Origin of the sequence: Coriobacterium glomerans PW2 (assembly GCF_000195315.1) — a bacterium.
GTDB classification, from domain to species: Bacteria; Actinomycetota; Coriobacteriia; order Coriobacteriales; family Coriobacteriaceae; genus Coriobacterium; species Coriobacterium glomerans.
Genome location: NC_015389.1, coordinates 1,244,685 through 1,269,822, shown reverse-complemented (window position 1 = coordinate 1,269,822; position 25,138 = coordinate 1,244,685). Strand labels below are relative to the sequence as shown.

Genomic DNA, 25,138 nt, shown 5'->3' with positions numbered 1-25,138 from the left:
AAGCATCGAGCAAAGCGCGAGAATGAAATCAGAATCATGCAGCTTATTCAGGCGAGGCAAGCGATGTCGCGCAAACGGATCGCTGAAGCGCTCAGCCTCACTCAAGCTTCGATAACGCAGCTGACCAACGGTATGATCGAAGCGGGGCTGCTGCATGAGGTGGGCCCCGTCATCTCGCGGAAGCGCCACGCGGGTCCTCGGGAGGTGCTCATCGACATCGACGAGACCTTTTCGTATCTTCTCGGTATCGACATCGAGATGGATCTCGTGTCTCTTGGCATCGTCACCTTCAAGGGCAGGCCCGTGATCAAGCGTTCGTTTGCATTCGACCTGCGCGAACTCGATGCTGGCAGTGCACCGAAGCTCGTGCGCAAGATTTCGAGTCTGCTGAGCACTATGCTGCGCAAGACGGGCCTGACCCGCGATGATCTCGTGCAGTGCGGGATCGGAATGGTGGGGCGAGAGTACTACTTCCGTGCTCGAGGGTTGCCGATGCCTTCGATGTTCGAGACGAAACAGCGGATGATCGAGCTGCTCATGCGCGTTCTGTCGATACCGGTCACCGTTTCCAACAACGTCTGCGCTCTGGCCGAGGCTCAGACGAGCTTTTTCGACCGGAGCGCGTCGTCGTTTCTCTTCGTGAAGGTCGGTCCCGGGATCGGCAGTGCAATCGTGCTGGACCGCGAGCTGTATCGCGGCGAGCACGGTTTGGCAGGAGAGATCGGCAGCTCGATGGTCGGCGAAGGTTTAAAGAACGATCGATCTCGTCGTGCGCCGGTCTGTCTGGAGGACATCTTCGCTCTTGAATATGTCCGCGACGAGCTTTGTCCGTTCTGGTCCGCGTTGAGATTTCCGAAGCTATTCAAAGCTCTGGGAGGAGATCTCTCAAAGCTCACTCAACATGTAATTGACGACCAGCTCGTATCGAACAATGAAATCGTCGTCGGCCTGTATCGAGAAAAGATGCGCATCCTCGGCGGACGGATCATAGACTATATGAATCTGCTCGATCTCACGCAGGTCTATCTATATTTCGGCGCAGCCGCCGGCAGCGTTCTGCTCGAGCTTTTGAATGAGCAACTGCATGACGCGTTCGAGCGCACCGGACGGCGGGCATCGTTAAGCGATATCGGTAGTCGGCAGGTGTTCCTGAGTGGTGCGGGCGTTGCCTATAGCAGCGTCATAGAGCACTTGGGAGAATCTGATAGAGGTCTCGCTTCATTTCGTCGAACACCCGCAAGCTCTGCGGACAGAGACGCGAGATCGCTTCGCATCTGACCGTGCCGTCATTCATCATCAGCTGGACCGGGCTCGGACAAGGCGGTGTGAACTCATCGGATCTCAAGACTTCCAATATGTTGAGGACGAGAGTGATCGGAAAGTCTATCAACGATCGACGACCGCTGTACTCTTGAGTCGCGTGAGATCTCGGGCCGAGGAGATCCCGTCTCGTCGCGGCGCGTACTCGCAGCATCTGAAGGTTCTCCATATCGACCAACTCGCCCGCGCCAAACGGCGGATAACATCTACAATAGGGGAACCCGCATCCGATGCCACCGACCGCACGGGCCTTCGATCGCGCTGGGCGTCCGCGCTCATCGTCGCCGTGCGCCTCTGAGGAGATCCATGTCAGATTCGTCCAAACCCTCTGCGCCCAAGCCCCAGGTATCCGTTCAGGCTTCAGGTCGGGATGAGCGGAAGAGCGCGCGCAGGGGGGCGATCTTCATCGGGGTCGCGTTGCTCGCCTTCGTGATCTATCTTCTGGTGAGCGGTCAGATCGCCCAGTTCATCGAAGCGATGCAGACGGTGCGGATCCCCTGGCTTCTCGTCGCCTGTCTGTTCATGCTGCTCTACCTCATTTTCGGCATCGCTGCCTACGCGATCGCCGTCTGGCTCGACCCCGATTCGCCGGTGGGCATCCGAGATCTCATCTCCGTCGAGGCGAGCGGCATCTTCTTCGGCAATCTTACCCCTATGATGATGGGCTCGACGCCGGCGCAGATCTACCGGCTCACCAAGGCGGGCCAGAACGTCGGCGAAGCGGGTGCGGTGCAGTTCACCCGCTTCATCGTCTATCAGTTCGGTCTGGTGGCGTGGGGCGCGATCCTGCTCATCGCGCGGATGCCGTTCTTCACCGCGCGCTATGGCGACATGATGCTGTTGTGCGTGTTCAGTTTCGGTGGACACGTGCTTGTCTTGCTCACGATCTTCGCGATCGCGCTCATGCCCAAAACCGTGACGCGGGTCGCATGCTGGATCATCGCGCTCATGGCGCGCGTCGGGGTCGCTGAGGACAAGATCGAGAACTGGCGGGAGTTCGTCGACGAGGAGATCTACTCGTTCTCGCGCAAGTTCAAACTGGCAGCCGGACACACCTCCTCCATGCTGCTCACCGTCGTGATCACCCTGCTTCAACTCGCCTTCTTCTATCTCGTGCCGTTCTTCCTCATGCTCGCCTTCGGTCAGCACGATATCGACTTCTTCTCGGTGATGGCGGCCGCAGCATTCGTGCAGCTGCTCTCATCGGCGGTCCCCCTGCCCGGTGGCACCGGCGGGGCGGAAGGCGGCTTCGCCTTGTTCCTCGGACAGTTTTTCGGGTCGGCGGCAACGGCGGGCTATCTGCTCTGGCGTCTGATCACCTTCATCGCGCCCACGATCATCGCCGCGCCGCTGCTCGGTCTCAAGAGCCCGCACAACGCGAGCATCCACGCCCGCTGGGATCGCACGATCGGGCGGCTTCTGGCGAGCCGTTCGTCTCAGAGGAGTGGAGCCGACGAAGCTTCGGGAGGCAGGGGAGTGTCCACCAGGGGCTCGCATCGTCCGACAGGCGGGATAACCGTGTCTCCAGAGGATCTGATCCGCAAGCGCCGCACCGACGGGCGCGATGAGACCGGCACGCAGGGCTGATCCAGCTCCTCAGAGGTTATCGTCTATGAACGCATCGATCGTCCCCCAGTAGCGCTCGGGATCGGTCGATGCGGATCGGGCGTGACCGGCACCATTGATGGCGAGCTTGCGCTTCACCGGGCTGGCGCACGCGTCAAACACTTCATCGAGCATCGAGAATGGAACGAAGGTGTCCCTCGTTCCATGGATGAAGAGCATGGGTATCCGCGCATGGGCGAGCCGCTCCAGGGAGGAAGCCTCGCCCAGGGTGAAGCCCGCGCGCAGCCGGCAGATCGCATCGGCGGCATAGAGCACGGGGAATGCCGGCATCTTGAACATGCGTTTGAACTGGAAGAAAAACTCGTCCCAAACGCTCGTGTAGCCGCAGTCCTCGATGATGAGCCTGACATTTTCCGGCAGCTCGAGTCCGGAGGCCATCATGACCTCGGCGGCTCCCATCGATAGACCGAACAAGATGATGCGCGCCCGATGATCTCGTCTGCAGATGTCTTGGATCCAACCCAGAAGGTCGAGGCTGTCCCGCCAGCCCATCTGGATGAAACCTGTGTCGCTGTTGCGCTCGTGTGCGCGGGCCGCCGGCGCGAGCACGCTCATGTTGCGCTCGAAGAAGTGATAGACGTATCTCGCCATGTGCTCGGGTGCGCTGGAGTAGCCGTGGCAGACGATCGCGTAGTCGTGCGTGGGCTGCTCGTCGCAGGCCGCATCGATGCGCCAGCCAAAAAGCCGTTGGCCGTCATCCGCGAGATGCTCGATTGAGCGCCGCGCCCCCAAGAACCACGCTTTTGCCCTGTGCTCAAAGTCCGCATCGGCTGGCGAAACCGCCTCATCGGATGCTTCAACGCCGCCGCTGATCACCCGCGCGATCATCGATTCGCGCATATGCGGGTCCAGTCCGAACCTGAACAGGCGATAGCCGCTGTATCCGATCGCCACGGCGGCTGCTGCGGCGATGGCAGCGGCGGATGCCCTTGTCGCGCGCGATTTCATCATGGTGCCGCCTTCCCGTGCCACGCCACCGCAGGCCCATCCCGTGGAGGCGTTTCCGCATCTTTGTTTTCCATGGTACCCCTTGAGCGGTCCCTCTCTGGTGTCGGCTCTGCGCGATCGGCCGGACGGCGACCCCCTACTGGTAGCGAAGGCTCTCGACGGGATCGAGCCGGGCTGCGCGTCTGGCGGGATAGAACCCGAAGACAATCCCGATGAAGACGCTCAGACCGACGGCCAGCGCGATAGTCACCAGCGAGAAATCCGGCTGGATGTTCAGGCTCTGCCCGGATGCGGACAGATACGAAGAGCCGATGGCGCTCGCAGCCGCCGCGATCCCGAACGCGATCATGTAACCGAGAACCGTTCCGATGACGCCGCCGCTGACGCACAGCACCGCAGATTCGACGAGGAACTGCGTTGTGATATCATGCCGCCTCGCGCCGAGTGAGCGTCGCACGCCGATCTCGCGGATGCGCTCCGTGACATTGGTCAGCATCATATTCATGATGCCGATACCTCCGACCAGCAGGGAGATGCCGGCGACCGTGCCCATGATGAGCTGAAAGGCTCCCATGAACATATTCATGGAATCCATCTGCGACTTTATCGAGGAGATGGTGATCGACTGATCGATGTCCTTTTCAGCGATACCCTTGATCTTGGCGAGCTGGGTCTTCGTCTCGTCGGCGACCGCATCGAGGTCCGCGCCCTGTCGAACGAGCCCCATCACCTGGTTCTCGGATCCTCTCGTGTCTGGATAGTCGCGTATGCAGGTCTTGAGCGGCACATATGCCAGTAAGGCGGGGTCTTGACCCGCGCTGACGGTGCCGGCCTCGTCGACGCCGACGATCGTGTAGTCGCGACTTCCGATGCTTACCGTCTTGCCGACGGCGTCGATTTCCGCGTCTCCGAACAGCATCTTGACGGCACCTTTGCCGATGATGATCACTCGTGCTGCGGCGACTTCCTCGGAGGGGTTGAACATCCTGCCGTCAGCGATCTTCACGGCTCCGGTGAGGTTGAGATACTCCGCATCGGTTCCGTTGATGCTGACCTGCATGGAGACTCCGTTGACGCGCTGCTCGCCGGATCCGTAGACGCGCCCCTTGACGAACTCGTAATCGGGAACGAGCCGCTCGAGCTTCTTGAGATCCTTCTGCGACATCTGGAAATTCCCGGAGATGTTCAGCAGCCTGGATGCGTTGAGGCCGAGTGAGCCCATCATATAATTGCGCACGCCGCCGATAAGAGAGGTCATAGCGATGACGGCCGTGATGCCGATCACGATGCCCGAGATGGTGAGCAGACTTCTGCCGCGGTTGGCACCCAACGCGCGCAGGGCGGAGGAGATGAGATCGTGCATGGTCATGGCCGCGCTCCCTGCAAGGTGGGATAGACGCGTGGGACGAGATTCGCCAGATCGCAATCCGAATTCATGCCGCCGACGCCCGCTTCGGCGGCTCTCGGAGCGTCATCCGATTCGGTCGGGCTCTCGAGCGGGGGCCGCGTGGCGCTCGCGCGGAGTCTGCCGTCGCGGATCTCGATGGTGCGATCCGCGACGGCAGCGATTCGCTCATCGTGGGTGATGAGCACGATCGTCTTGCCCTGCGCCCTGAGACGATGGAAGGTGGCGAGCACAGCGGCTCCCGTGGAGCTGTCCAGATTGCCGGTGGGTTCGTCGGCCAAGATGATGGCAGGGTCTCTCACGAGCGCGCGGGCTATGGCGACGCGCTGCATCTGGCCGCCCGAGAGTTGATTCGTCCGGTGATCGCAGTGGTCAACGGGAAGCTCCACGGCTCGCAGCGCGTGTATGGCGCGCCGCTCCCGGTCGGCGCGGCGGCAGTCCGTGTAGGAGAGCGGCAGCATGACGTTGTCGATGACGCTCATGCGCGGAAGCAGGTTGAAGCTCTGGAACACGAAGCCGATGCGCCCGCCGCGAACCTCGGCGAGTTCGTCGTCGTTCAGCTTGGCGACATCGAGGCCTTCGAGCAGATAGGTTCCCGATGTCGGTGTGTCCAGGCAGCCGAGAATATTCATGAGCGTCGATTTGCCCGAGCCCGATGGTCCGGTGATAGCGATGAACTCGCCGGTGTCGACGGTCAGCGAGATGTTGTGAAGAACATGGGCGAAGCCGGCTTCCGTCTCGAAGATCCGATGGATCGCCCTCAGCTCTATGGCGGGTCTCATGAGGCGACCTCCGTCTTTCCCGTGGTCCCGCGTGCGCCGGATCCGGTCGCGATCACGAGTAAGTCGCCATCTCTGAGCGGCGCCTCATCCATACCCGACTCATCGGAGCCCGCTTGCCTCGGCTGAGCGCTCCCGATGACGGCGACATCGTCGTTCCTGGCATAGATGTGCACCTCTTGACGGCGGCCCCCCTTCTGTTCCGGATCGTCTTGCACCATCACAAAGTCCGTACCGCCGTCTGACTGCAGCGAGACGAGCGGAACCATGACAACGTTGTCCAAGCGGTTCGTCACGAGTGTCGCCTCAGCGCTCATGCCCGGCTTGAGGCGCGGGTCTGGCTCGGCTATCAGCAGGTCGACGGCGAAGGTGGATGTGTTCGCCGCGGAGCCGTTATAGCTCATGGACGTGCTCGCCGCGGAGTCTGTCGAGGCGCAGGAGGCTATGTTTGCGACCTTCCCCTGGAGCTTGAGGCCCTCGAATGCGGGAAAGGTGATGTCTGCAATCTGATCGACGACGACAGAGGCGATGTCTTCCTCGTCGATTTGCAGCCGAAGTTTCATCTGAGACAGATCGGCGATCTGCATGAGCGGATCGGAGCTGCCTCCGGTTGAAGAGAGCTCCGATAGACGGGCACCGACCTGCACGTTCATAGAGATGATGCTGCCCGCCGCCGGAGCGCGCACCGTCTTCTCACAGACTTTGGCTCGTGCGGCGTCGCGTGCGGCTCGGGCCGTCTCGACGGCGCGCTGAGCGACGGCGAGCGCGTCGGCTGTACCGCCGCTGTCGGCTGCGTCGGCGCCCCGGGGCCGTCCGGCGATCTTGTTCGCTGAGACAAGATCGGCTTCGGCGCCCTTGAGTTCGCGCTCCGCGTCTTTCAACGCGGTATCGATCTGCGGGTTGGAGATGATCATGAGCACATCGCCCTTGTTGACCGTTTGGCCCGCAGAGACGCGGACCTCCGCGATGGTGCCGTCGACCGTCGGCGAGACCGCGATCGAGGATCTCGCCTCGAGCGCACCACGGTCTTCGATCTGGCTTGTGAACGTTCCGGCTGCAACTTGATCGGTCACAAGCTGGACGGAAGGCGTCGAGCCGTGCGTCGCTAGCGATATACCTACGGCGGCGAGTCCGATGAGCGCGACGAGCACCGCAGCCACGATCGCCCGCTTGATGAGTCTGCGCCGTCTGCGCTCGGCGCGGTGCCGCTTGAGATTGGCGAACGCCTCTGCATCAGAGCGGGCAGCCTTCTCAGCCGCGGCGAGCGCGTCGGCGTCGACTGAGGCGGTGCCGGTCACCTCCGGTTCGCAGACCGCTGAGGCGACGTGAGTGCGATTCTTCATGTTCCGCTCCCATCTTGACAACCTTATCAGGCTTCGGACCAAAACCCGCTTGGCAGCATGATCACTGTCGCAGGCCCGGCTCAAGCCTATTCAGAACCAGCGTGGCCCCTTCAATGCATGGTGACTCGCCAAGGTTGCTCGCAGATGACGCTCACATGACTGTTCTGTCACCTCAGATGTCGCGCATGACGCATGTTCTCTTCGGTCGCTTACGGCCACTCGAACCCCGAGGTGCAAGCCGTCGTCAAGGTGCTCCCATCAGAGCACCTCATCACGCAAGGTCTCCACCGGCGCATCCGAGCGACATCGGCGCAGAGCGTAGACGACGGAGACCAGTGTGACGCAGAAGACGATCGAACAGGCCTGACCGATGGAGAACAGCGAGGGCAGCGAGAACGTCAACTGCAAGAGGGCGGGCTGCACTCCCCAGAAGATCAGATAGCATAGTCCGGTCGCGATCATAAGGCCCGCCGTCAGCGCCCGGAATGCGCAGGTCGCGCATTCGCGCGCGATCATCGCGCGAAACATTCGACCGTCCATGCCCAGCGAGCGCAGCACCGCGAATTCGCGTCGGCGAAGCACGATCGAAGCGCTCATCGCAGTGAACACATTCGCGACCGCGATAAGCGCCGTGAGCATGGAGAAGCTTGTGGCGAGCACCTGCGCCGCCGCGAGCCCGATGCGCCCCTCCTGATTGACCTTCGCGTTGTTGACGATAGAAAAGGAGAATCCCGCATCGACATAGCCGGCCCGCTCGATGATCTCGCGCAGCGAGCGCTCGGTCTTGGCGGCGTCGGCGGATTGAAAGGAGCAGCTCGTCTTCAGCGTGCGTTTGAAGCCGGTCTCATCTCCAAACGGTGCCGGATCGAGCGCGCCTGCGGAGAGGGCGGACGGTTCAGATGTGACATCGTCCGCCGAATCATCAGACGTGTGCCGAGCCGAGGCGGCGATCTTCGGCAGACTTGAGAGCGGCAGGAGGATCTCGATCGCACTCGAGCTGCCAAGACTCGCCAGCGCATCGGGTGCTCGCTCGCTCAGTGCTGCGATCTTGATCGGAGTGCTCGACAGAATCGCATGACCGGACGGTGTCAACTCGGTTCTGCCGCCATCGGCCGCGCCGTACACGGCGTCGCACCCGCCCGCGCCGTCCCCCCTGAGGCCCTGATAGTCCAAGCCGTCGCGGTGGGCGCGCACACGGGTGACGAGGTCGATGGCACCCGTGTGCCTGAAGACGGGGCGATACGCGAAGCTGTTGGCGTCACAAACGACCAATCTCGTGTTCAATGCTATCGCCAGGGGACACTCGGGGTTGCAGTAGTCGCCGACGGACAGGCCGAGCGCGTCGAGGTATCTTCTCCATGCGGCGTCATCCATGAAGTTGAGATTGACCTGCGGATAGGGGGATCTCGCCGCCGCGTCCCGCCAGACATCGGGTTGCAGCATCTCCGCATCGACATGCGCGTTCAGCTGGATGATCGTATCGGTGCCCCGTGAGCGGACCCCTGCGGTGCCGGCGGCCTCTCGCTGAAGCCCATCGAGCTCCGCGAGCATCGTCTCGAGCGATTCGCCGACGCGGTCGGTCTGCTCCACCGACAGCACGATGTCGCCGTCGCGTGTGCGCGACGAGGCACGCAACACGTCGTTCATGAAGGAGGACAGCCAGGCCGAGACTACGAGGACCGCCACCGATACCGTCAGCGCCGCCGTCGCGACGCGCGCATGGCTTCCGGTGCGACGACGGTTGCGTTGAGCGAGAAGCCCGGGGACGCCCCCGATGCGCAGGCGCACGCGATCGCACCGCGACACGGCTGCCTGGCCTCGCACGCGGCCCCGGCGCGCTGAGCGACGCTTCCTTCTCACGCGAACACCGCGCACGGCATCAACCGGCGATACCCGGCACGCCCTCCAAGCGGGGAGAGCGGCGCCGAGCGCAACCGCTATGAGCGAGGCGAGGGCGGCCAGACCGATCGCGACCGGCTGGATGGAGAACGACGCGCCGTTGAGTTCGGCTTGGAACAGCACGCTCATTCCCGCCTTGCCCGCGCTCAGCGCCATCTTCGCTCCGAGCAGACCGAGCGCGACTCCGACGGGAACCCCGATCAGCGTCAGCGCGAGCGCCTCGGCGAGCACGACGCGCCGCAGCTGGCGCTTCGATGCGCCCAATGAAGCGAGCAGCGCGAACTGCTTGGTGCGCTCGGAAACCGAGATCGCGAGGGATGTGAAGATGAATACGGAGGAGGCGACCATCACGATTGCGCAAAGCAGCGCCGCAGCGATGAGGAGACGAGTCCACAGGGACGAGAACGGGGTATTGAATTCGAGTTCGAGCAGCGAGTCGTGAAGCGCGACCGGGCGGTCGAGCGCCCGCGTGCTCATCCGTCGGGCCCCGGCGCCGCTTTTTCTCACGAAGGCATCGGCGAACCTCTGCACGTCCTCATAGGTGTCCAGGCCCGTTGTGGTGATCCATGCGCTGAATGCGCGCGGAGCGGCACCGCCGCCCGCCCCTGTGAAAACATCGTAGCCTCCCTGCGCGGCCTCGCCGCCGTCTGCGATGTAGACGCCGACCACGGTGAGCGGACCGCTGTCTGAAACATCGCTCAGCTCGGATCGGTCGTCGCGGGCGGCATTCGCCCCGGCCGCCCGTGATCCGATTTGGAGCCGGAGCACGGATCCCAGCGCGATCGATACGGAGTCCTCCATTCCGGGGGCATCGTCGAGCGCGGGGACTCTCATGCCCAGAAGCGCATTCGGAACGATGATCTCATGCGGCTTCTCGGGATAGCGGCCGGACTCGAGGTCTGGCCGGGGTGAGAGCCGGTCATTCGCGTCTGAGACGGAGAGCAGACTCAGATACTCACCGGAGTTCGAATTCGGCTTCGCGCGCCGCTGAAAACCCGCGCTTTGTGGCCTCGAAGTCACCGCGAGACCGTATTCTCCCTGTTGGGAGACGTGCGCCACGTGGGGATCGCGACGAAGCGAGGCGAGATCGGCGTCCCTCAGCGAGCGGAACACGATCTGCCAGGTGCCCTCATGCCGAGCGGTGGCATCGATCAGCGCGGATCTGATGCAAAACGCCGTCGTCACGATCGCGGTGATCGCAGCGCACGACAACGCGACGCCGACGATCGAGGTGATCGTGCGGACGCGATTGCGCCGAAGCGAGCGCAACGCGAATCTGCCGAATATGCCCATGTCTCATCGCCTCTTCCGGAGTCGCTCGGTTTCCGCCCATCGATCATCATGAAGCAAGCAACTTGGCGCGAGATGACCGTCGCATGACAATACTGTCATCTCTCGGACGGCGTCATGCCCGTGCTATACGACTGATTTGAAGAAGGTGATCTCGAAGCGCGCGCCACGACCTTCGTGGCGAGACTCATCGATGTTGCTTGCCTTGATGGTGCCGTCCTGCGCGGTGATGAGGCTTTTGGCAAGGGAGAGCCCGATGCCGACGCCAACCGGGTTGACTTGGCTGAGACCCTCCCCATGCCCGGGCGATACCGAATCGCTGCCGCGATAGAAGCGCTCGAAGATATGGGGGAGATCCCCGCTGGATATGCCCGTCCCGTTGTCCTCTATCGTGATTCGGCAGCCCAGGGTATCCTCCCAGGCTCGAATGCGAACGCGTCCGCCCGGCGGGGTGTGCTCCATGCAGTTCTTGAGGATGTTGGTCACGGCCTCAGCCGTCCACGACAGATCGCCTGCAAACGTGGTTCCAGCTGCGATATCATGCTCGAAGCTCACATCGGCGATGTCGTAGGCGACGGCGAGCGGCTCGAAGGCGATGGCCACGAGCCGCTCGACATCAACGGGCTGCCGCGCGAGCTCGACGGCGCCCGCATCGAGTCGGGCGAGTTTGAGAAGACTCGACACGAGCTGCTCGATGTGCAACTGCAGCCGCTCGATCACATGCAGACGTTCGACCTCCTGAGAGCATCCGCCGCGCTGGACAAGCCGTTTGCGAACGAGCTCTGTGGTGATAGACAGCGAGGTGAGCGGCGTCTTCAGCTGATGCGAAATGTCGGCGAGCGCATCGGCGAGCGCCATGCGCTCCCGCCCGAGACGATCGGCTGTCAGATTCAGTCGCGCGACCATCTTGCTCAGCTCGTTGGAGAGGACAGCGAGCTCGCCTTCGCTCATGTGATCGATATCCAGGCTGCGACCTCCGTGCAGCACGCGCTCAAGCTCGGAGGTCATGCGGGCGATAGCGCGGTAGCGCGCTCGGGTCTCGGCGGCGACGAGAACCCCGACGGCCAGCGCCGCAGCGCCCGCCCATAGCGCCGCCGGCGGACCGTCGATGCCTGCGGCCAAGGCGCACACCGCGATCGCGATGGCGGCGTACGCGAGAACGAATCCTGTGAGCTCCCTGTTGCGCAGCAGCATGGTGATCACGCCACAGAGGCTTTGTAACCCATGCCGCGCACCGTCGTGATCATCTTCGGGTGTGCGGGATCATCCTCGATGCGATCGCGCAGCCGCTTGATGTAGACAGACAAGGTGTTCTCCTCGATGTATGCACCGGCATCATCCCACAGAGCCTCGCGGATCATCTCGCGGGTGACGAGTCGTCCGGGATTGGTGGCAAATAAAAGGAGCAGGCGATATTCGAGGGCTGACAAGATGAGCTCGCAGCCATCACGCTCGACATGCGCTCGCTCGGTGTCGATCGCAAGCGGTCCGAAGAAGACCTTGCGGGCATTCGGTTGAGCGCGGCGGATCGCGGTGGCGATGCGCGCGATCAGCTCGCGGGGTCGAAATGGTTTGGCGATGTAGTCATCCGCTCCCATCGTGAGACCTGTGACCGTGTTGAATTCGTCATCTGAGGCGGTCAGGAAGATGACGGGGAGGTCGGGCTGTTCGCGCTTGATCTCCCCGCATACCGCGAACCCGTTGCCCTCCTCGAGCGTCACATCCAGAAGGACGAGGCTGAGCGGCGCGCCCACCCGCTGCTCGCACCGAGCGCCGAGCGAGCTGTCAGACAAAACGTGGACGCGCTCGATCGCGGCGTTCTGGGTCGCCGCGTGCTCGACGCCGTAGCCTTCGGAGACCAACAGCTCGCTGAGAGAGCTGACGATGATGGGATCGTCCTCGACAAGCAAGATCCGATGCTTCATGGTCTCACCTCAGTTGTGGACGATGACGGCGTCGCCGACCTGAATCATGTCGTAGAGCTCGATGACCTTGTCGAGTGGGGTGTTGATGCAGCCATGGCTGCCGGCCCAGCGGTAGGCGCCCGGATCGCTGTAGACCGAGGCGCTCTGCCAGCTCGCATCATGGAACCCGATCGAGCCGTCCACGAAGGCGATCCAGTATTGCACGGGGCTCTCATAGACCGGCTTGCCGGTATTCGGATCGATCTTGCCGCTCACCAGCGTGATGTTGCGCAGCTTCTTGTTGACCTTGTAGATCCCCGTCGGCGTATCGTCCTCTCCGTTGGGCTTGCCGGTGACGATCCCGGTCTCCCAGAGCAGCTTGCCGCTGGCATCGAAGTAGCGCGCGCGCTGCTCGGATATGTCGACATCGGCATAGGCGCCCCAGTCGGGGTTGCCGTGCGCCGCGTAGGTCACGCCTTCAGAGGTGGTGGGAACATCGATTTCCCCGCTTCGCTTGGTGTGGACGGCGTCCTGCACGATCTCGACGAGCTTCTTCTCGTCGACCTTCCAGCCGTAGGTGCCGTCTGAGACCGTGATGACCTTGCCGTCCGGGCGGGTGTAGGTGCGCTCGCTGCCGACGGTGTTCATGGTATCGGCGAGCTCATGGGCCCATGAGCTCACCTTGTCGTTGTCAAGGGCAGGCGACAGGGCATCATCGAACGTGATCCACTTCGAGAGCGTCTCGCCATCGAGTGCGCCGGCCTCAGTGCCAGCCAGCTTGAACGTCACGCTCGTGCCTATCAGAGCATTTGCCGCGTCGCATGCCCGTTGCAGGTCTCCATCGCTGACACCCCCTTTGAGCGGCTCGTATGCGTTCGTTTCAAGCGAAACCCTTTCGCGAAGGCTCGACAGCGCCTCCTTGGCGAGCCGCTCCACGGTGCTCTCGCTCAGCTTCTCGTTGCCGCGCGCCCGCTCGGCGCTGAATGCACCTGAAGTGGGATCGAACGCGCTTTGCGTATCGAACGCCCCGCTCCGGTGCTCGTTGAACGTATCGATCGCTTGCTTCAGATCACTGCTGAAGGAGTCCTCGTCAAAGGAGGGGGAAAGCAGGGAGCGATCGGTTGATGTCCCCGCATCGGCTTGCGCGCCCGTGCACGCTCGCCATAGCCTGACCGGCCACAGGTAGGGCTCGTTGCCGGCGAGGGCTCTTTTGGCTGCGGCGTTCGCGTCGATGAGGTCCGAACCATGCTTTGGCGCATAGCTCCATTTGAATCCGATTCCCTCGACGGTGAGGCTGTAGCGGTTCGCCATCGAGTCGATGCGCGTCGCGGCACCATCCTCGGGAAGCAGCGAGACGTCTGCGCCAGCGATCGAGGTGTTCGGATAGAACACCAGCGAAAACGCTGCGATGCCGCCCACATAGACCAGAGCGATGAAGCTCAAAACGAGAAGAAGGGCGATTTTGCCGCCGCGCCGCCCGCTGCCGCATCCGAGCCGTCCGCGAGCGCCGCTTCGCGCCGCGTGGGCGCCACCTGTCGTGCGGCGGTCCCGCGGCTCGGGCAGAAGCGCTTGCACGGGTCGTGGCGGTATGATCGGAGGCGTGCCGCTCGGCGTCCGGGTTCCGATCACTCCGATGGTTCCCTCCGGCTTCCTGTTGACGCCGGGGCGGGACGCGGACCCAAAGGGGTGGTCGGCGCTTGCGCCATGCGAATCGAATGAGCTGTCATTCTGCGACATCGTGCACTTCGTTTCCTGTGTTGCGATGAGCGCCGAAACCGCGCGCGGTTTTGTCGCTCAACCTTATGCATCTCGAGTATACCTGCAACCGCTCCTCGGGACGCGAGGTTTATCAAACGGATATCTCAGTCGCAGCCTCCGCAGCATCCTTTTGCGCGCAGCGCCGTCGGCGCCTGCGCGATACCGCCTTGGGCCGTCTCGCGCAGGCTCGGGGGCAGCGCATGTCCGACTGCGCACATCACATCGGCCATCTCGTCGAATGAGACGAGGCTCTCGACCCCGGATAGGGAGAGCTGCGCCGATGAGAGCGCGCACGCCACACCGATGGCGTTGCGATTCTGGCAGGGCACCTCCACGAGACCCTGGACGGGATCGCACACGAGTCCGAGCAGATTGGACAGAGCGAGCGAGGCCGCATTGAGCGCGCCAGCGGGCTCGGCACCGAGCAGCTGCGCGCAGGCGGCGGCGGCCATCGCCGCGGCGCTGCCGACTTCCGCCTGACATCCCCCCTCTGCCCCGGCGACGCAGGCCTGCGTCGTCAGAATGAGGCCGACGGCGGAGGCGCAGAAGAGAGCCTCGAATAGCTCCGATTCATCGGAGCCGAGATGATCGGCGAGGGCGAGCACGCAGCCGGGTACGATGCCCGATGATCCGGCGGTCGGCGCGGCCACGATGACACCCATGCTCGCGCTGCGCTCGAGGACGGCCATCGCGCGGGCGACGGCATCGGTCTGCACGGGGCCCATCAGCGCGTCGGCGAGCCTGGAGCCGCAGGAGCGGACGGCTCGCGCCTCACCGCCGATGAAGCCGCCGAGCGAGCGGCGTGGCCGCTCGATGGGCTCGGTCGTCTCCTTGCGCATGACCGTGTAAACCCGCTTCATCGAATCCGTCGCCCGCTCGCCGCCGACAAGCGATTCCTCGCGGGTCCGCATGACCGAGCCGATGGATCGCGCGGGCCGGCGCCCGCGTTGTCGTCCGTCGCAGAGCTCGAGCAGCTCTTCAGCTGTTGAGAAATCGCATTCGATCTCGCCTGCGCCCCTGGAGCCATTCGAGCCCGGAATGCTTATGACGGTCGCGGTCGCGATCTCCGGGCTTGCCCGCAGCCTGCGCACAAGCTCGGCGCGCGCGTCCCCCTCGGGCAGCTCATCGAGTTCGAAGACCGTGTAGGCGCTGCCCCCGCGCGCTGTTCTGTAGGTGCGCATGAACGCGATGTTGATGCCGCGCTCGCTGAGCTCGACGGTGAGACGGGCGAGCACGCCGCGCTCATCGCGGTGAGCGATGAACAAGGTATCGTACTCGCCCGAGAGATCGACTGAGACGCCGTCGATGCGGCTGATGCGCACGCGCCCCCCACCGAGACTCTCTCCGCGCACGCGGCGGCGCTCACCGGCGGCGCCCGCCATCTCGATGTCGACGGTGTTGGGATGGATCGATCCGTCATCTCCGCCGACGATGAACGAGCAATCAAGCCCTTGCTCCCGGGCGAGAGAGAGGGCGTCGCGAATGCGCTCGTCGTCGGTGTCGAGGCCCAGAATCCCCGCTACAAGGGCTCTATCGGATCCATGACCCCGGTAGGTGTGGGCGAAGGAGTTCCACAGCGTGAAGCGCACCCGCGTCACGGAGCCCTCCATGAGCGATGCCGCTACGCGCGCGCAGCGCAGGGCACCGGCTGTGTGCGAGCTGGAGGGCCCGACCATCACCGGACCCAGAATCTCAAATGCCGACAGACGGGACATGATTTTTCCTCCCAAGGAGATGTTTTCCCATCACGCGGACCGCACTCGCGCCTGCTCGAGGCGCTCGAGGCAACCTGAGCGCCCGATGAGCTGGGCGGCCTCTCCGAGGGGCGGTGAGACCATGGTGCCCATCAGCGCGACCCGAACGACCTGAAACACATCGCGTCGCTTCTTATCGAGAAGCTCCGGCACGGTATCGATCGCCGCGTCGATCGCTTCGGTCGTCCATGCGGATTCCGGGATGGCCGAAAGGACGTCGATGACGGGGTTCAGAATCGCGGAGGACCCGGGTCGCTCAAGCGTTTTCGCAAGCGCTTTCTCATCATAGCCGAGCTCTTTGGAACCGATGAGAATCGGACGCGCGATCTGCGCTGCCGTCTCGGGCATCTTCGTTCGCGGCTGAACGAGGCGCGCCAGGTCGCCAAGCCAGCTCTCGCTGCGACCGATGAGGCAGCTGCCGAGGCCAGCGCGCTCTATCTGCGGGACGAGGATCTCTGAGATGAATCGGCTTTCGGACATGCGCCTGATGTACTCGGCGTTCATCCATGCGAGTTTTTTGGGATCGAACGTCGCGGGATTCTTCGAGATGCGATCAAGTGAGAACTCGCTCGCCAGCACCTCGCGCGGGATGATCGTCGTCTCGCCGTCGAGTGACCATCCGAGGAGCGCCAGGTAGTTCATCAGGGCGTCAGGCAGAATGCCGGCATCGCGGTACTCCTCGACGCTCGTGGCTCCGTGACGCTTGGAGAGCTTGCGCCCATCCTCTCCGAGGATCATCGATATGTGCGCGAACACCGGGACGGTGGCTCCGAGCGCCTCGTAAGCGATGACCTGTCGCGGTGTGTTCGAGAGATGATCGTCGCCGCGGATGACATGGGTGATGCCCATGAGCGCATCATCGACGACGGTCGCGAAGTTGTAGGTGGGGGTGCCGTCGGTGCGCATGATCACGAAGTCATCGAGTTCTTTGGCCGCGAAGCTCACAGAGCCGTGCACGGCGTCTTCGATCACCACATCGCCTCGATCGAGGGGAACCTTGATGCGCAGGGTATGCGGCTCGCCGGCTCGGATGCGATCTCTCGCCTCATCCGGATCGATCCCGCGGCAGCTGCGATTGTATCCCTGATAGGGATCGCGTCGGGCACGGGCCGCGTCGCGCTCGGCGGCCAGCTGAGCGGGAGTGCAGAAACATGGGTAGGCGCGCTCCTGCGAGACGAGGCGCATGGCGGCTTCGCGGTAGAGGTCGAGTCGCTCGGCTTGGGAATAGGGCCCTGCTTGGCCGCCGATCTCGGGGCCCTCGTCCCAGTCGAGTCCCAGCCAGCGCATCGCGCTCAGGATGACGCGCGTGTTCTCCTCGGTCGAGCGGGCCGGATCCGTGTCGTCGATGCGCAAGATGAACGTGCCGCCGCGTGAGCGCGCGAAAGCCCAATTGTAGATCGCGGTGCGGGCGCCGCCGATATGAAGGCGACCGGTGGGGGAGGGTGCGAAGCGAACGCGAACGGGAGAGGTCATGGATGCTCCTCGAGGGATTGGTCGTATGCTGAGCAGCTTGCTGCGCCAAGCATTATATGCCAAGCTGAAGCGCTATGGAGGCGAAGCTCGACTCCGGGTATGAAAAACGTATCTGAGTTCTCTCGCTTCTGGAGGAGACGCGCGCCCATCCGGTTGCCCCTGCCGTCTGCGCACGCGATGGAAGCGGCGAGCGGCACGGGGCATCGTTCGCGGCGCCTCCCGTCCAGCCGAGTCGGGGGCCGGCTCGGATCACGACGAGATCGCACGCCGCAGACGGGGTGCTCCCTGTCGGTCTTGTTCGCGCGACCAGCGAGGTGTGATGCTTGTGGGCGCATCGGAGCGACCTGACATAATCGTCTCGACCCAAGAGTACAATCATCTCGCATCAACGCGCCCGGCGGAATGGCAACGGTCGTCGGGCAACTCGAGAGAAAGGGCATGCCATGCCAGATCGACTTCGTTCCACGGACCGCCCGCGCTCGTTCCTGTTCACCTCCGAGTCGGTGACCGAGGGACACCCGGACAAGATGGCCGACCAGATCTCCGATGCCATCCTCGATGCCATACTCGCCAAGGAGGCCGCGCTCGAGGCTCGAGGATACATCGCGCCGAGCGGTGCGCCGGCGAGACTCGATTGCGTGCGCTGCGCCTGCGAGACGCTCGTCACCACCGGATCGATCATCGTCTCCGGCGAGATACGCACCCAGTCCTATGTGGACGTGCAGGAAATCGCTCGCGGTGTCGTTCGGCGCATCGGCTATGATCGCGCGAAGTACGGCTTCGATTGCGACACGTGCGGCGTCATCAACATGATTCACGAGCAGAGCCCCGATATCGCTCAAGGGGTCGATGAGAGCTTCGACGTGCAGGCCGGTCTCACCACCGACGCGATCGATCTCATCGGCGCGGGCGATCAGGGCATGATGTTCGGTTACGCGACGGACGAGACGCCGAGCCTGATGCCGATGCCGCATCATCTGGCGAGCCGGCTGGCCGAGCGGCTGGCTCGGGTGCGCCATGAGGGCCTGATAGACTACCTGCGCCCCGATGGAAAGACGCAGGTCACCATCAGGTACGAGCAGGGTCGCCCGAAGGCCGTGGAGACCATCGTGATCTCCGCGCAGCACGCGCCGTCGATCCGCTCCATGGAGACGATCAAGGCCGATCTACTCGCCTGCGTCATCGAGCCCGTGCTCGAGCGCGCGGACATCTCATGGCGGGGATGCGAGCTGTACGTGAATCCGACCGGGCGCTTCGTGGTGGGCGGTCCCATGGGCGATACCGGGCTCACCGGCCGCAAGATCATCGTCGATACCTACGGCGGCATGGGGCGACACGGCGGCGGCGCCTTTTCAGGAAAAGACTGCACGAAGGTGGACCGCTCGGCGGCCTATGCCGCTCGCTGGGTCGCGAAGAACGTGGTCGCAGCCGGTTTGGCGACTCGCTGCGAGATCGAGCTCGCCTATGCCATCGGAGTCGCTCATCCGCTCTCGGTCATGGTCGACACCTTCGGTACGGGCACCGTCTCGGAGCGCGAGATCACGCGGGCGATCGAGAAGGTGTTCGATCTGCGCCCTGCGGCGATCATAGAGGCGCTCGATCTGCGACGACCGATCTTCGAGAAGACGGCGAGCTACGGCCATTTCGGTCGCGACGACGCTGATTTCACATGGGAGCGCCTGGATCGAGCGGACCTGCTGCGCAGCGCCTGCGGTAGCCGGTCCTGAGCCGGTGCCGAAGATCTCTGATAAGAAGCCCGCGTCGATCTCGCGATCCGCGAGCGGCTCCCGCTCGGGGGAATCGGCAGGGACGGCGCGTCGCGCAGCTGGCGTCGCCTGCGCATTCGTCTCGGTGATCGTTGACATCGCATCGCGCGCGCTCACCGAGCCATTCACCTACGCCGTGGACGACGCGGCCGTCAATGAGATAGAGATCGGATCCACCGTGCTGGTCGAGTTCGGCCGGCGTCTTGCCGTGGGCTATGTCATCGCCATCGCCGAGCAGCCTCAGGGGCTCCCCGACGGGGGGGCTGTCGAGGGTCGGAGTGTGAAGACGATCCGATCGGTTCTCGCGCGTCGATCGTTCTCAGCCATTTCAGCTGATATCGCTCGCTGGATGGCGCGCGAATACGTCGCGTCGACCTCGGAGTGCCTGAGGCTGTTTCTGCCACCGGGGCGCTCCGCTCGTCTGTCTCGGGCGGCCGATGGCACCTATGTCCTCGAGCAGCCCCGCGTCTCAGAGGTCTGCGATCGCTGGGTGTCTCTCACCGAGCGCGGCCGGCGTTTCGAGCCTCCTGCTCGCGCGAGCCGTCAGCGACAGCTCATCCAAGCGCTTTCATGCGGACCCGTCACGACCAGAGAGCTGGCAGCTCTGTACACGAGCATGTCCGCGACCGTGCGCGCACTCGAGCGCCGCGGACTCGTCTCAGTCGAGCAGCGCAGAGTCTGGCGCGGATGCGATCAGGAGACCACGCTTTCATCGGCATCCGGGCTGGCACCGGAGACGTTGACGGGCGCACAGGTCGCTGCCTTGAAGGCGATCGGCCGCGCGGTGAGCGCCGGTCGCGGCGACGTCGTGCTCATCGACGGCGTGACGGGTTCGGGCAAGACCGAGGTCTATCTCTCCGCGATCGAGCCAGTTCTCGAAGCCGGCCGCTCGGCCTGCGTGCTCGTCCCCGAGATTTCCCTCACAGCTCAGACGGTCGGTCGGTTCCGTTCGCGCTTCGGTGCGACGGTAGCCGTGTTTCATTCGCGCCTGTCTGCCGGTGAGCGCCTCGATCAGTGGGATCGCGTGCGCGATGGCACCGCGCGAGTCGTCGTCGGTGCGCGATCGGCGCTGTTCTGCCCCTTTTCCGATCTGGGGATCATCATCATCGATGAGGAGCACGAGCAAAGTTACAAGCAGGGTTCGAATCCTCGCTATCACGCGCGCGAGGTCGCCGCAGCCATGGCCGCCCGATACGGCTGCGCGCTCGTACTGGGCTCAGCGACTCCCTCGGCGGAGTCACTCATGCGCTGCCGGGAGAAAGGCTATGCGAACAGAAGCTGGCTGCGGGTCACCATGCCTGATCGGCCGGGTTTCGCACAGCTGCCCAACATCACGATCGCGGATCTCCGGCGAGAGTTTCGATCCGGCGGGCGCTCGATCTTCTCGCGTCCCCTGGCCGCCGCGCTCGAGCGGGTCGCCGAGCGCGGTGAAAAGGCTGTGCTGCTGCACAACCGTCGGGGTTTCGCGCCCTTTCTCATGTGTCGCGAGTGCGGATGCGTCCCGACGTGCCGCCACTGTTCGACCGCCCTGACCTATCATGAGCGGACGCACACGCTCGAGTGCCATACGTGCTCGACCGTCTACCGCATTCGCGCCTATCCCGACCAGAACGCGCGCTGCCCCAGGTGCAACAGCCCCTACCTCGCGAAGATGGGGCTCGGCACCCAGCAGGTCGAGGATGCGCTTCACGCGCTGCTGCCCTGCGATGTCGAGATCATTCGCATGGATGCCGATTCGACCAGGGGGCGCGACGGTCACAAGCGGCTGCTCGAGCGCTTCGATGCCGCCCGGTGCTCCGTTCTGCTCGGCACACAGATGATCGCCAAGGGTCTCGATTTTCCCGAGGTGACTCTCGCTGGCGTGATCAATGCCGACTATGCTCTCAAGATGCCGGATTTCCGTGCGAGAGAGCGGGCGTTTGATCTGCTCGAGCAGGTTGCGGGTCGCGCGGGGCGCGGCGAGAACCCCGGCGAAGTCATAATCCAGACGTATCTGCCCGACGATCCGGTCATCAGAGCCGTCGCCGCGCACGATCGATCCATCTTCTCCGAGCACGATCTGCGCGTGCGCGCCGAGGCGCTCTATCCGCCCTTTGTGCGCTTGGTGAACATCGTGTGCCAGGGTCGTGAGGAGAAATCCGTGCGCGCCTGCGCCGATCTTGTGGCGAATGCGCTGAGGCGCGCGATCTCCGAGGAATCTTGTGGGGAACCGGGGCACGTACCTGCGGATACGACGCATACTCTTTCGCCTGATCCGATGAGCGGCCCCATCGTCGTCGGTCCGGCGAGCTGCGTCATCGAACGCGCGCACGATCGCTTTCGCTTCCACATCGTGATCAAATGCCCGCTGGGGTATCATATATCTCGAATAATCGCCGCGACTCTTTCTCGCATCGGCTCGAGATCGGGGATCAGCGTGACTGTGGACGTTGACGCCTACGATCTGATGTGAGCCGAAAGGTACCGGTCTGCCCGAGGGCGCACGGTCGATCAAGTGGGGGGTCTGAGATCGCGTTGAACTGGAAGGGAACCGCTTCGTGGAGATAAATGGAATCGTCTTGTCGCCTGATGAGCGCCTGCGACGGGAATGTGCCCCGATCGAGGAGATCACACCCGAGATCGAGCGGCTGGCGTCGCATATGAAACAGGAGATGTTTGAGAACGCCGGATGCGGCCTTGCCGCACCACAGGTGGGTCAAACTGTTCAAATGATAGTTATTGATACCTCTTATACGTCACGTGAGGACTACGATCCCTACGTCTTGATCAATCCCGTGATTATCGAGCAGTCAGATCGGCTGACAGCGTTCTCGGAAGGGTGCTTGTCGATTCCTGGAATCTCCTGTGAGATCTACAGGCCCGATCATGTCGTCGTCGAGGCCTATGATCTCGACGCGAACCTGATACGCTATGAGGCAGCGGGAGATCTGATGTGCGTCTGCCTGCAGCATGAGATCGATCATCTCAAGGGGATCACCATGTTCGAGCGACTCGATCCCGCTGCGCACGTCATCGCGTTGCGCGCGTATCAGGATGCGCTCGCTCGCGGGGCGAAGCCCGGCGAGACCGGGGCGAAGCCAGTCGAGACGGAGTAGGGGAGGGAACCGAGCATGCGCGTCGTTTTCATGGGAACCCCGTCGTTCTCCGTGCCCCCCCTGCGCGCGCTCGCCGCCGCTCATGATGTCTGTCTCGCCGTGACCCGGCCTGATGCCGTTCGCGCGCGCGGCAAACGACTCGAGCCGTCTGCCGTGAAGGCGGCGGCAGTCGATCTGGGAATCCCGGTGCTCGAGGCGAGGCGAATGGATTCCGATGTGATCGAGGCCCTTCGCGCGACGGAGGCTGACATCTTTTGCGTCGTCGCCTTCGGTTCGATCCTGCCCGACGAGGTCCTGAGAATGTCTCCTTTGGGATGCGTGAACGTTCATGCGTCCCTTTTGCCGCGCTGGCGCGGGGCGGCGCCGATTCAGCGCTGCATCCTTGCCGGTGACTCGTGCACGGGCGCATCGATCATGCGGATCAGCTCCGGTGTCGATACCGGCGATGTCTGCGCCCAGGCTTCATGTGCCGTATCGAGCAAGGGCGCCGATGAGTTGAGCTCGGATCTCTCCGAGCTGGGGGCATCGCTGCTCGTGCGCACCCTCCCTGCGCTCCGGTCCGGCGATGTCGTGTGGTCGCCCCAGGATGAGACCAGAGCCACTCTCGCGCCCAAGATCGAGAAGGGCGAGCTGTGGCTCGATCCGAAATCCTCGGCGGAGATGAACGCGCGTCGCGTGCGAGCGTCATCGGATGCGGCACCCGCCCGCTGCGTCATCGTCGATCGGCCGGTCCGCGTGACGCGCGCCGTCGCTGTGAGGTCGGCTCATGTCGCTGCGGGCTGTCTCGCGGTCGGAAAAGAGCGCGTGCTGCTCGGCTGCGCGGACGGCTCACTTCAGGTTCTGTCCCTCAAACCGGATGGTCGTCGCGAGATGGGCGCCGACGCCTGGGCTTCCGGCGTACGCGTTCGCACGGGTACCTGGCAACGGCTTGCATGATGAGAAGACCCGCTCCCGCCGCCGGCCGCGCGGCCGCGCTATCCGCCTTGTTTCTGGCATATCAGCGCGGAGTCCATGTTCGCGAGCTGCTCGACGGCGTGGCACGCGACCGGCATCTCGACCGACGCGATGCCGCGTTCGCGATGCGGCTCGCCCTGGGCGCGACGGTGACCTCTGGTGCGCTCGACGAGGTTATCGATATGCACCTGGATCACCCGCGACGCGTGTCGGCGCGTGTTCGGATCGCGCTGCGCATCGCCGCCTTCGAATTGATCTATCTTGAGCGGCCGCCCGCCGTCGCCGTCAGTCAGGGAGTCGAACTCGTCGGCTCTATCGCTCGCAGCGCGACCGGCCTGGCCAACGCGGTGCTTCGCCGCGTCGCCACCTCGCGGCGCTCCTATCTCGCCGCTGCGGACGCGCCGCTCAAGGACCGCCGAGTCGTGTCCCTGGCGCGCTGCGCCGGGATGCCGGTGTGGCTCGCTGGCGCGATCGAGGGATCACTCGGACCAGAGCTCGCCGGGCGGCTCTTCGACACCCAGCTCACGGCTGCACCCATCGCGATCCATCTGAACCCGCTTCGCGAATCCGCTGATTTCGCGAAGGTTTTGGGATCTATCGAGCTGCCCGGGTGCGCCGGACCCGTACCAGGGCCCGAGCTGCTCGCATCGTCGGCGCTCGAGCGCGGCGACGCTGTCGTATCCGACGCTGTCGCGCAGCTGATCGCGACCGCGGCCACGGCGGTGGGCACGTGTCTGGAGATCGGATCTGGTCGCGGCACCAAGACCTTCGTCATGGCCTCCCAAGCTCACCGGGCCGGCTTCGCGCGTCATCATGTGGCGCTGGATATCGATTCGAGACGCGCCGAGTCGTGCGGACAGCGTCTCCGTCGAGCCGGCTTGGATGAGGGCGTTCGCACCCTGGTGGCAGATGGCTGCGATCTCGAGGGGGCTCTCGGCGATTCAGATCGCCGCCGCCTGTTCGAGACCGTGTTCGTGGACGCCCCGTGTTCGGGTACCGGTACGATGCGACGCCATCCCGAGATATGCTGGAGACTGCGACCCTGCGATGTGGAGCGCGGACTGCCGGACCTTCAGCGAGCGCTGCTCGCCTCGGCGGCCTCCCGTGTCGCCATGGGCGGTCAGCTGCTTTATTCCACCTGCTCGGTGCTGAGCAGCGAGAACGACGATGTCATCGATGACTTTCTGGGTGGTGAGACTGGCCGCGCATTCAGGCTCGATCGCGTCTCCGCCGCCCCGATCCTGCGCTCAGCGGGATTCGCGGACGCCAAGCGCTTCGCCGAAACCCTGGAAAGCGCAAGAGGCACGCTGCAAAGCGTGCCGCGGACAGGGGACTTCGATGGACACTTCTGCGCTCGGCTCATCCGCTGTCATACGGCCGATAGCCTCTAGCTGACCGATCGACTTCGTTGCGATCAGGCCTTCTTTGCGCTTCGGGCCGGGACCTTCTCGTGGTTCGGACATGTCGCGCATTCGGTTGGATGCGCGCCCTCGCCGCTCGATTTGCTCTTCGATGCCGAGCAGGCGGGCGTCTGCGCGCATTCTCGGGCAGCTGGTTTCGGAGCGTCGGCGCGTCGCTGATCCGTGTTGTAGAAGCCACTCCCCTCGAAGACGATGCCGGCGGCGCTGAACTGCTTGTCCGCGGTGCCCCCGCAAGCCGGACAGCTGATATTCGGATGAGCGCTCATACGGTGCTCGACCTCGAAGGTCGTTCCGCATGCAGCACAGCGGTAGTCATAGCGTGCCATGTGTCCCAGAACCCTTTCGTTTCGCTGATAAGCCATAGGCTACCCTACTCAAAACAGCTTTGCCGCGCAAGAAGCCC

At 63.8% G+C, this 25,138-nt stretch carries 18 protein-coding genes; 7 read left to right on the top strand and 11 right to left on the bottom strand.

The window, feature by feature from the left end:
- The first annotated feature begins 36 nt into the window (after positions 1-36).
- Together CORGL_RS05575 and CORGL_RS05570 are read left to right on the top strand one after the other, a co-directional pair.
- Entirely contained in the window at positions 37-1,278 is a 1,242-nt protein-coding gene (locus CORGL_RS05575; protein WP_172633544.1) for an ROK family protein, read from the top strand.
- A 348-nt stretch (positions 1,279-1,626) separates the two neighbouring features.
- Entirely contained in the window at positions 1,627-2,907 is a 1,281-nt protein-coding gene (locus CORGL_RS05570) for a lysylphosphatidylglycerol synthase transmembrane domain-containing protein (protein WP_013708942.1), read from the top strand.
- A gap of 9 nt (positions 2,908-2,916) precedes the next feature.
- Here the strand turns inward: CORGL_RS05570 and CORGL_RS05565 are convergent, their stop codons facing one another.
- The 10 genes from CORGL_RS05565 to gltX all read right to left on the bottom strand — a co-directional run bounded on the left by CORGL_RS05565 (position 2,917) and on the right by gltX (position 17,499).
- Positions 2,917-3,897 (bottom strand): alpha/beta hydrolase, encoded by a 981-nt coding sequence (locus CORGL_RS05565; protein WP_013708941.1) that lies wholly within the window; start codon positions 3,895-3,897, stop codon positions 2,917-2,919.
- A gap of 133 nt (positions 3,898-4,030) precedes the next feature.
- Positions 4,031-5,263: an ABC transporter permease gene (locus tag CORGL_RS05560; protein WP_013708940.1), complete on the bottom strand. Its 1,233-nt coding sequence runs from the start codon at positions 5,261-5,263 to the stop codon at positions 4,031-4,033.
- Positions 5,260-6,081, bottom strand: coding sequence for an ABC transporter ATP-binding protein (locus CORGL_RS05555; RefSeq protein ID WP_013708939.1), 822 nt, complete (start codon positions 6,079-6,081; stop codon positions 5,260-5,262). Before CORGL_RS05555 ends, CORGL_RS05560 begins: the two co-directional genes overlap by 4 nt.
- The gene (locus CORGL_RS05550; RefSeq protein WP_013708938.1) at positions 6,078-7,421 is read right to left on the bottom strand and encodes an efflux RND transporter periplasmic adaptor subunit; all 1,344 of its coding nucleotides are present in this window, start codon (positions 7,419-7,421) and stop codon (positions 6,078-6,080) included. The genes CORGL_RS05555 and CORGL_RS05550 overlap by 4 nt, the downstream gene beginning before the upstream one ends.
- 258 nt (positions 7,422-7,679) lie before the next feature.
- Positions 7,680-10,613, bottom strand: coding sequence for an ABC transporter permease (locus CORGL_RS05545; RefSeq protein ID WP_013708937.1), 2,934 nt, complete (start codon positions 10,611-10,613; stop codon positions 7,680-7,682).
- Between the two features lie 123 nt (positions 10,614-10,736).
- Positions 10,737-11,804: a sensor histidine kinase gene (locus CORGL_RS05540; RefSeq protein WP_245526968.1), complete on the bottom strand. Its 1,068-nt coding sequence runs from the start codon at positions 11,802-11,804 to the stop codon at positions 10,737-10,739.
- A gap of 5 nt (positions 11,805-11,809) precedes the next feature.
- The gene (locus CORGL_RS05535; protein ID WP_013708935.1) at positions 11,810-12,535 is read right to left on the bottom strand and encodes a response regulator transcription factor; all 726 of its coding nucleotides are present in this window, start codon (positions 12,533-12,535) and stop codon (positions 11,810-11,812) included.
- Between the two features lie 9 nt (positions 12,536-12,544).
- Positions 12,545-14,089, bottom strand: coding sequence for a L,D-transpeptidase family protein (locus tag CORGL_RS05530; protein WP_172633543.1), 1,545 nt, complete (start codon positions 14,087-14,089; stop codon positions 12,545-12,547).
- Between the two features lie 287 nt (positions 14,090-14,376).
- Positions 14,377-15,987, bottom strand: coding sequence for an L-serine ammonia-lyase, iron-sulfur-dependent subunit beta (gene sdaAB / locus CORGL_RS05525; RefSeq protein WP_013708933.1), 1,611 nt, complete (start codon positions 15,985-15,987; stop codon positions 14,377-14,379).
- A gap of 30 nt (positions 15,988-16,017) precedes the next feature.
- Positions 16,018-17,499 carry a glutamate--tRNA ligase gene (gene gltX, locus CORGL_RS05520; RefSeq protein ID WP_013708932.1) on the bottom strand — a complete coding sequence of 494 codons (1,482 nt, stop codon included), beginning with the start codon at positions 17,497-17,499 and terminating at the stop codon, positions 16,018-16,020.
- Between the two features lie 443 nt (positions 17,500-17,942).
- Here gltX and metK point away from each other — a divergent pair, with 443 nt between their 5' ends.
- From metK to CORGL_RS05490, 5 genes are all read left to right on the top strand, one after another.
- Positions 17,943-19,226, top strand: a complete 1,284-nt coding sequence (metK, locus tag CORGL_RS05510) for a methionine adenosyltransferase (protein ID WP_013708931.1) — start codon at positions 17,943-17,945, stop codon at positions 19,224-19,226.
- Between the two features lie 4 nt (positions 19,227-19,230).
- Positions 19,231-21,717: a replication restart helicase PriA gene (gene priA, locus CORGL_RS05505; RefSeq protein ID WP_013708930.1), complete on the top strand. Its 2,487-nt coding sequence runs from the start codon at positions 19,231-19,233 to the stop codon at positions 21,715-21,717.
- Positions 21,718-21,802: 85 nt separating this feature from the next.
- On the top strand, positions 21,803-22,360 hold the full coding sequence (gene def, locus CORGL_RS05500; RefSeq protein WP_013708929.1) for a peptide deformylase: 558 nt from the start codon (positions 21,803-21,805) through the stop codon (positions 22,358-22,360).
- A 15-nt stretch (positions 22,361-22,375) separates the two neighbouring features.
- A complete protein-coding gene (fmt, locus tag CORGL_RS05495; RefSeq protein WP_013708928.1) occupies positions 22,376-23,296 on the top strand; it encodes a methionyl-tRNA formyltransferase in 921 nt (306 codons plus the stop codon).
- Positions 23,293-24,705: an RsmB/NOP family class I SAM-dependent RNA methyltransferase gene (locus CORGL_RS05490; protein WP_013708927.1), complete on the top strand. Its 1,413-nt coding sequence runs from the start codon at positions 23,293-23,295 to the stop codon at positions 24,703-24,705. The genes fmt and CORGL_RS05490 overlap by 4 nt, the downstream gene beginning before the upstream one ends.
- A 23-nt stretch (positions 24,706-24,728) precedes the next feature.
- Here CORGL_RS05490 and CORGL_RS09640 read toward each other — a convergent pair whose 3' ends face one another.
- Positions 24,729-25,061, bottom strand: a complete 333-nt coding sequence (locus tag CORGL_RS09640) for an FmdB family zinc ribbon protein (RefSeq protein ID WP_013708926.1) — start codon at positions 25,059-25,061, stop codon at positions 24,729-24,731.
- Positions 25,062-25,138 lie beyond the last annotated feature (77 nt).

Coding starts and splice junctions, on each gene's coding strand:
- CORGL_RS05575 (WP_172633544.1), top strand. CDS start 37: ATGCAGCTTATTCAGGCGAGGCAAGCGATGTCGCGCAAACGGATCGCT.
- CORGL_RS05570 (WP_013708942.1), top strand. CDS start 1,627: ATGTCAGATTCGTCCAAACCCTCTGCGCCCAAGCCCCAGGTATCCGTT.
- CORGL_RS05565 (WP_013708941.1), bottom strand. CDS start 3,897: ATGATGAAATCGCGCGCGACAAGGGCATCCGCCGCTGCCATCGCCGCA.
- CORGL_RS05560 (WP_013708940.1), bottom strand. CDS start 5,263: ATGACCATGCACGATCTCATCTCCTCCGCCCTGCGCGCGTTGGGTGCC.
- CORGL_RS05555 (WP_013708939.1), bottom strand. CDS start 6,081: ATGAGACCCGCCATAGAGCTGAGGGCGATCCATCGGATCTTCGAGACG.
- CORGL_RS05550 (WP_013708938.1), bottom strand. CDS start 7,421: ATGAAGAATCGCACTCACGTCGCCTCAGCGGTCTGCGAACCGGAGGTG.
- CORGL_RS05545 (WP_013708937.1), bottom strand. CDS start 10,613: ATGGGCATATTCGGCAGATTCGCGTTGCGCTCGCTTCGGCGCAATCGC.
- CORGL_RS05540 (WP_245526968.1), bottom strand. CDS start 11,804: ATGCTGCTGCGCAACAGGGAGCTCACAGGATTCGTTCTCGCGTACGCC.
- CORGL_RS05535 (WP_013708935.1), bottom strand. CDS start 12,535: ATGAAGCATCGGATCTTGCTTGTCGAGGACGATCCCATCATCGTCAGC.
- sdaAB (WP_013708933.1), bottom strand. CDS start 15,987: ATGTCCCGTCTGTCGGCATTTGAGATTCTGGGTCCGGTGATGGTCGGG.
- gltX (WP_013708932.1), bottom strand. CDS start 17,499: ATGACCTCTCCCGTTCGCGTTCGCTTCGCACCCTCCCCCACCGGTCGC.
- metK (WP_013708931.1), top strand. CDS start 17,943: ATGCCAGATCGACTTCGTTCCACGGACCGCCCGCGCTCGTTCCTGTTC.
- fmt (WP_013708928.1), top strand. CDS start 22,376: ATGCGCGTCGTTTTCATGGGAACCCCGTCGTTCTCCGTGCCCCCCCTG.
- CORGL_RS05490 (WP_013708927.1), top strand. CDS start 23,293: ATGATGAGAAGACCCGCTCCCGCCGCCGGCCGCGCGGCCGCGCTATCC.
- CORGL_RS09640 (WP_013708926.1), bottom strand. CDS start 25,061: ATGGCACGCTATGACTACCGCTGTGCTGCATGCGGAACGACCTTCGAG.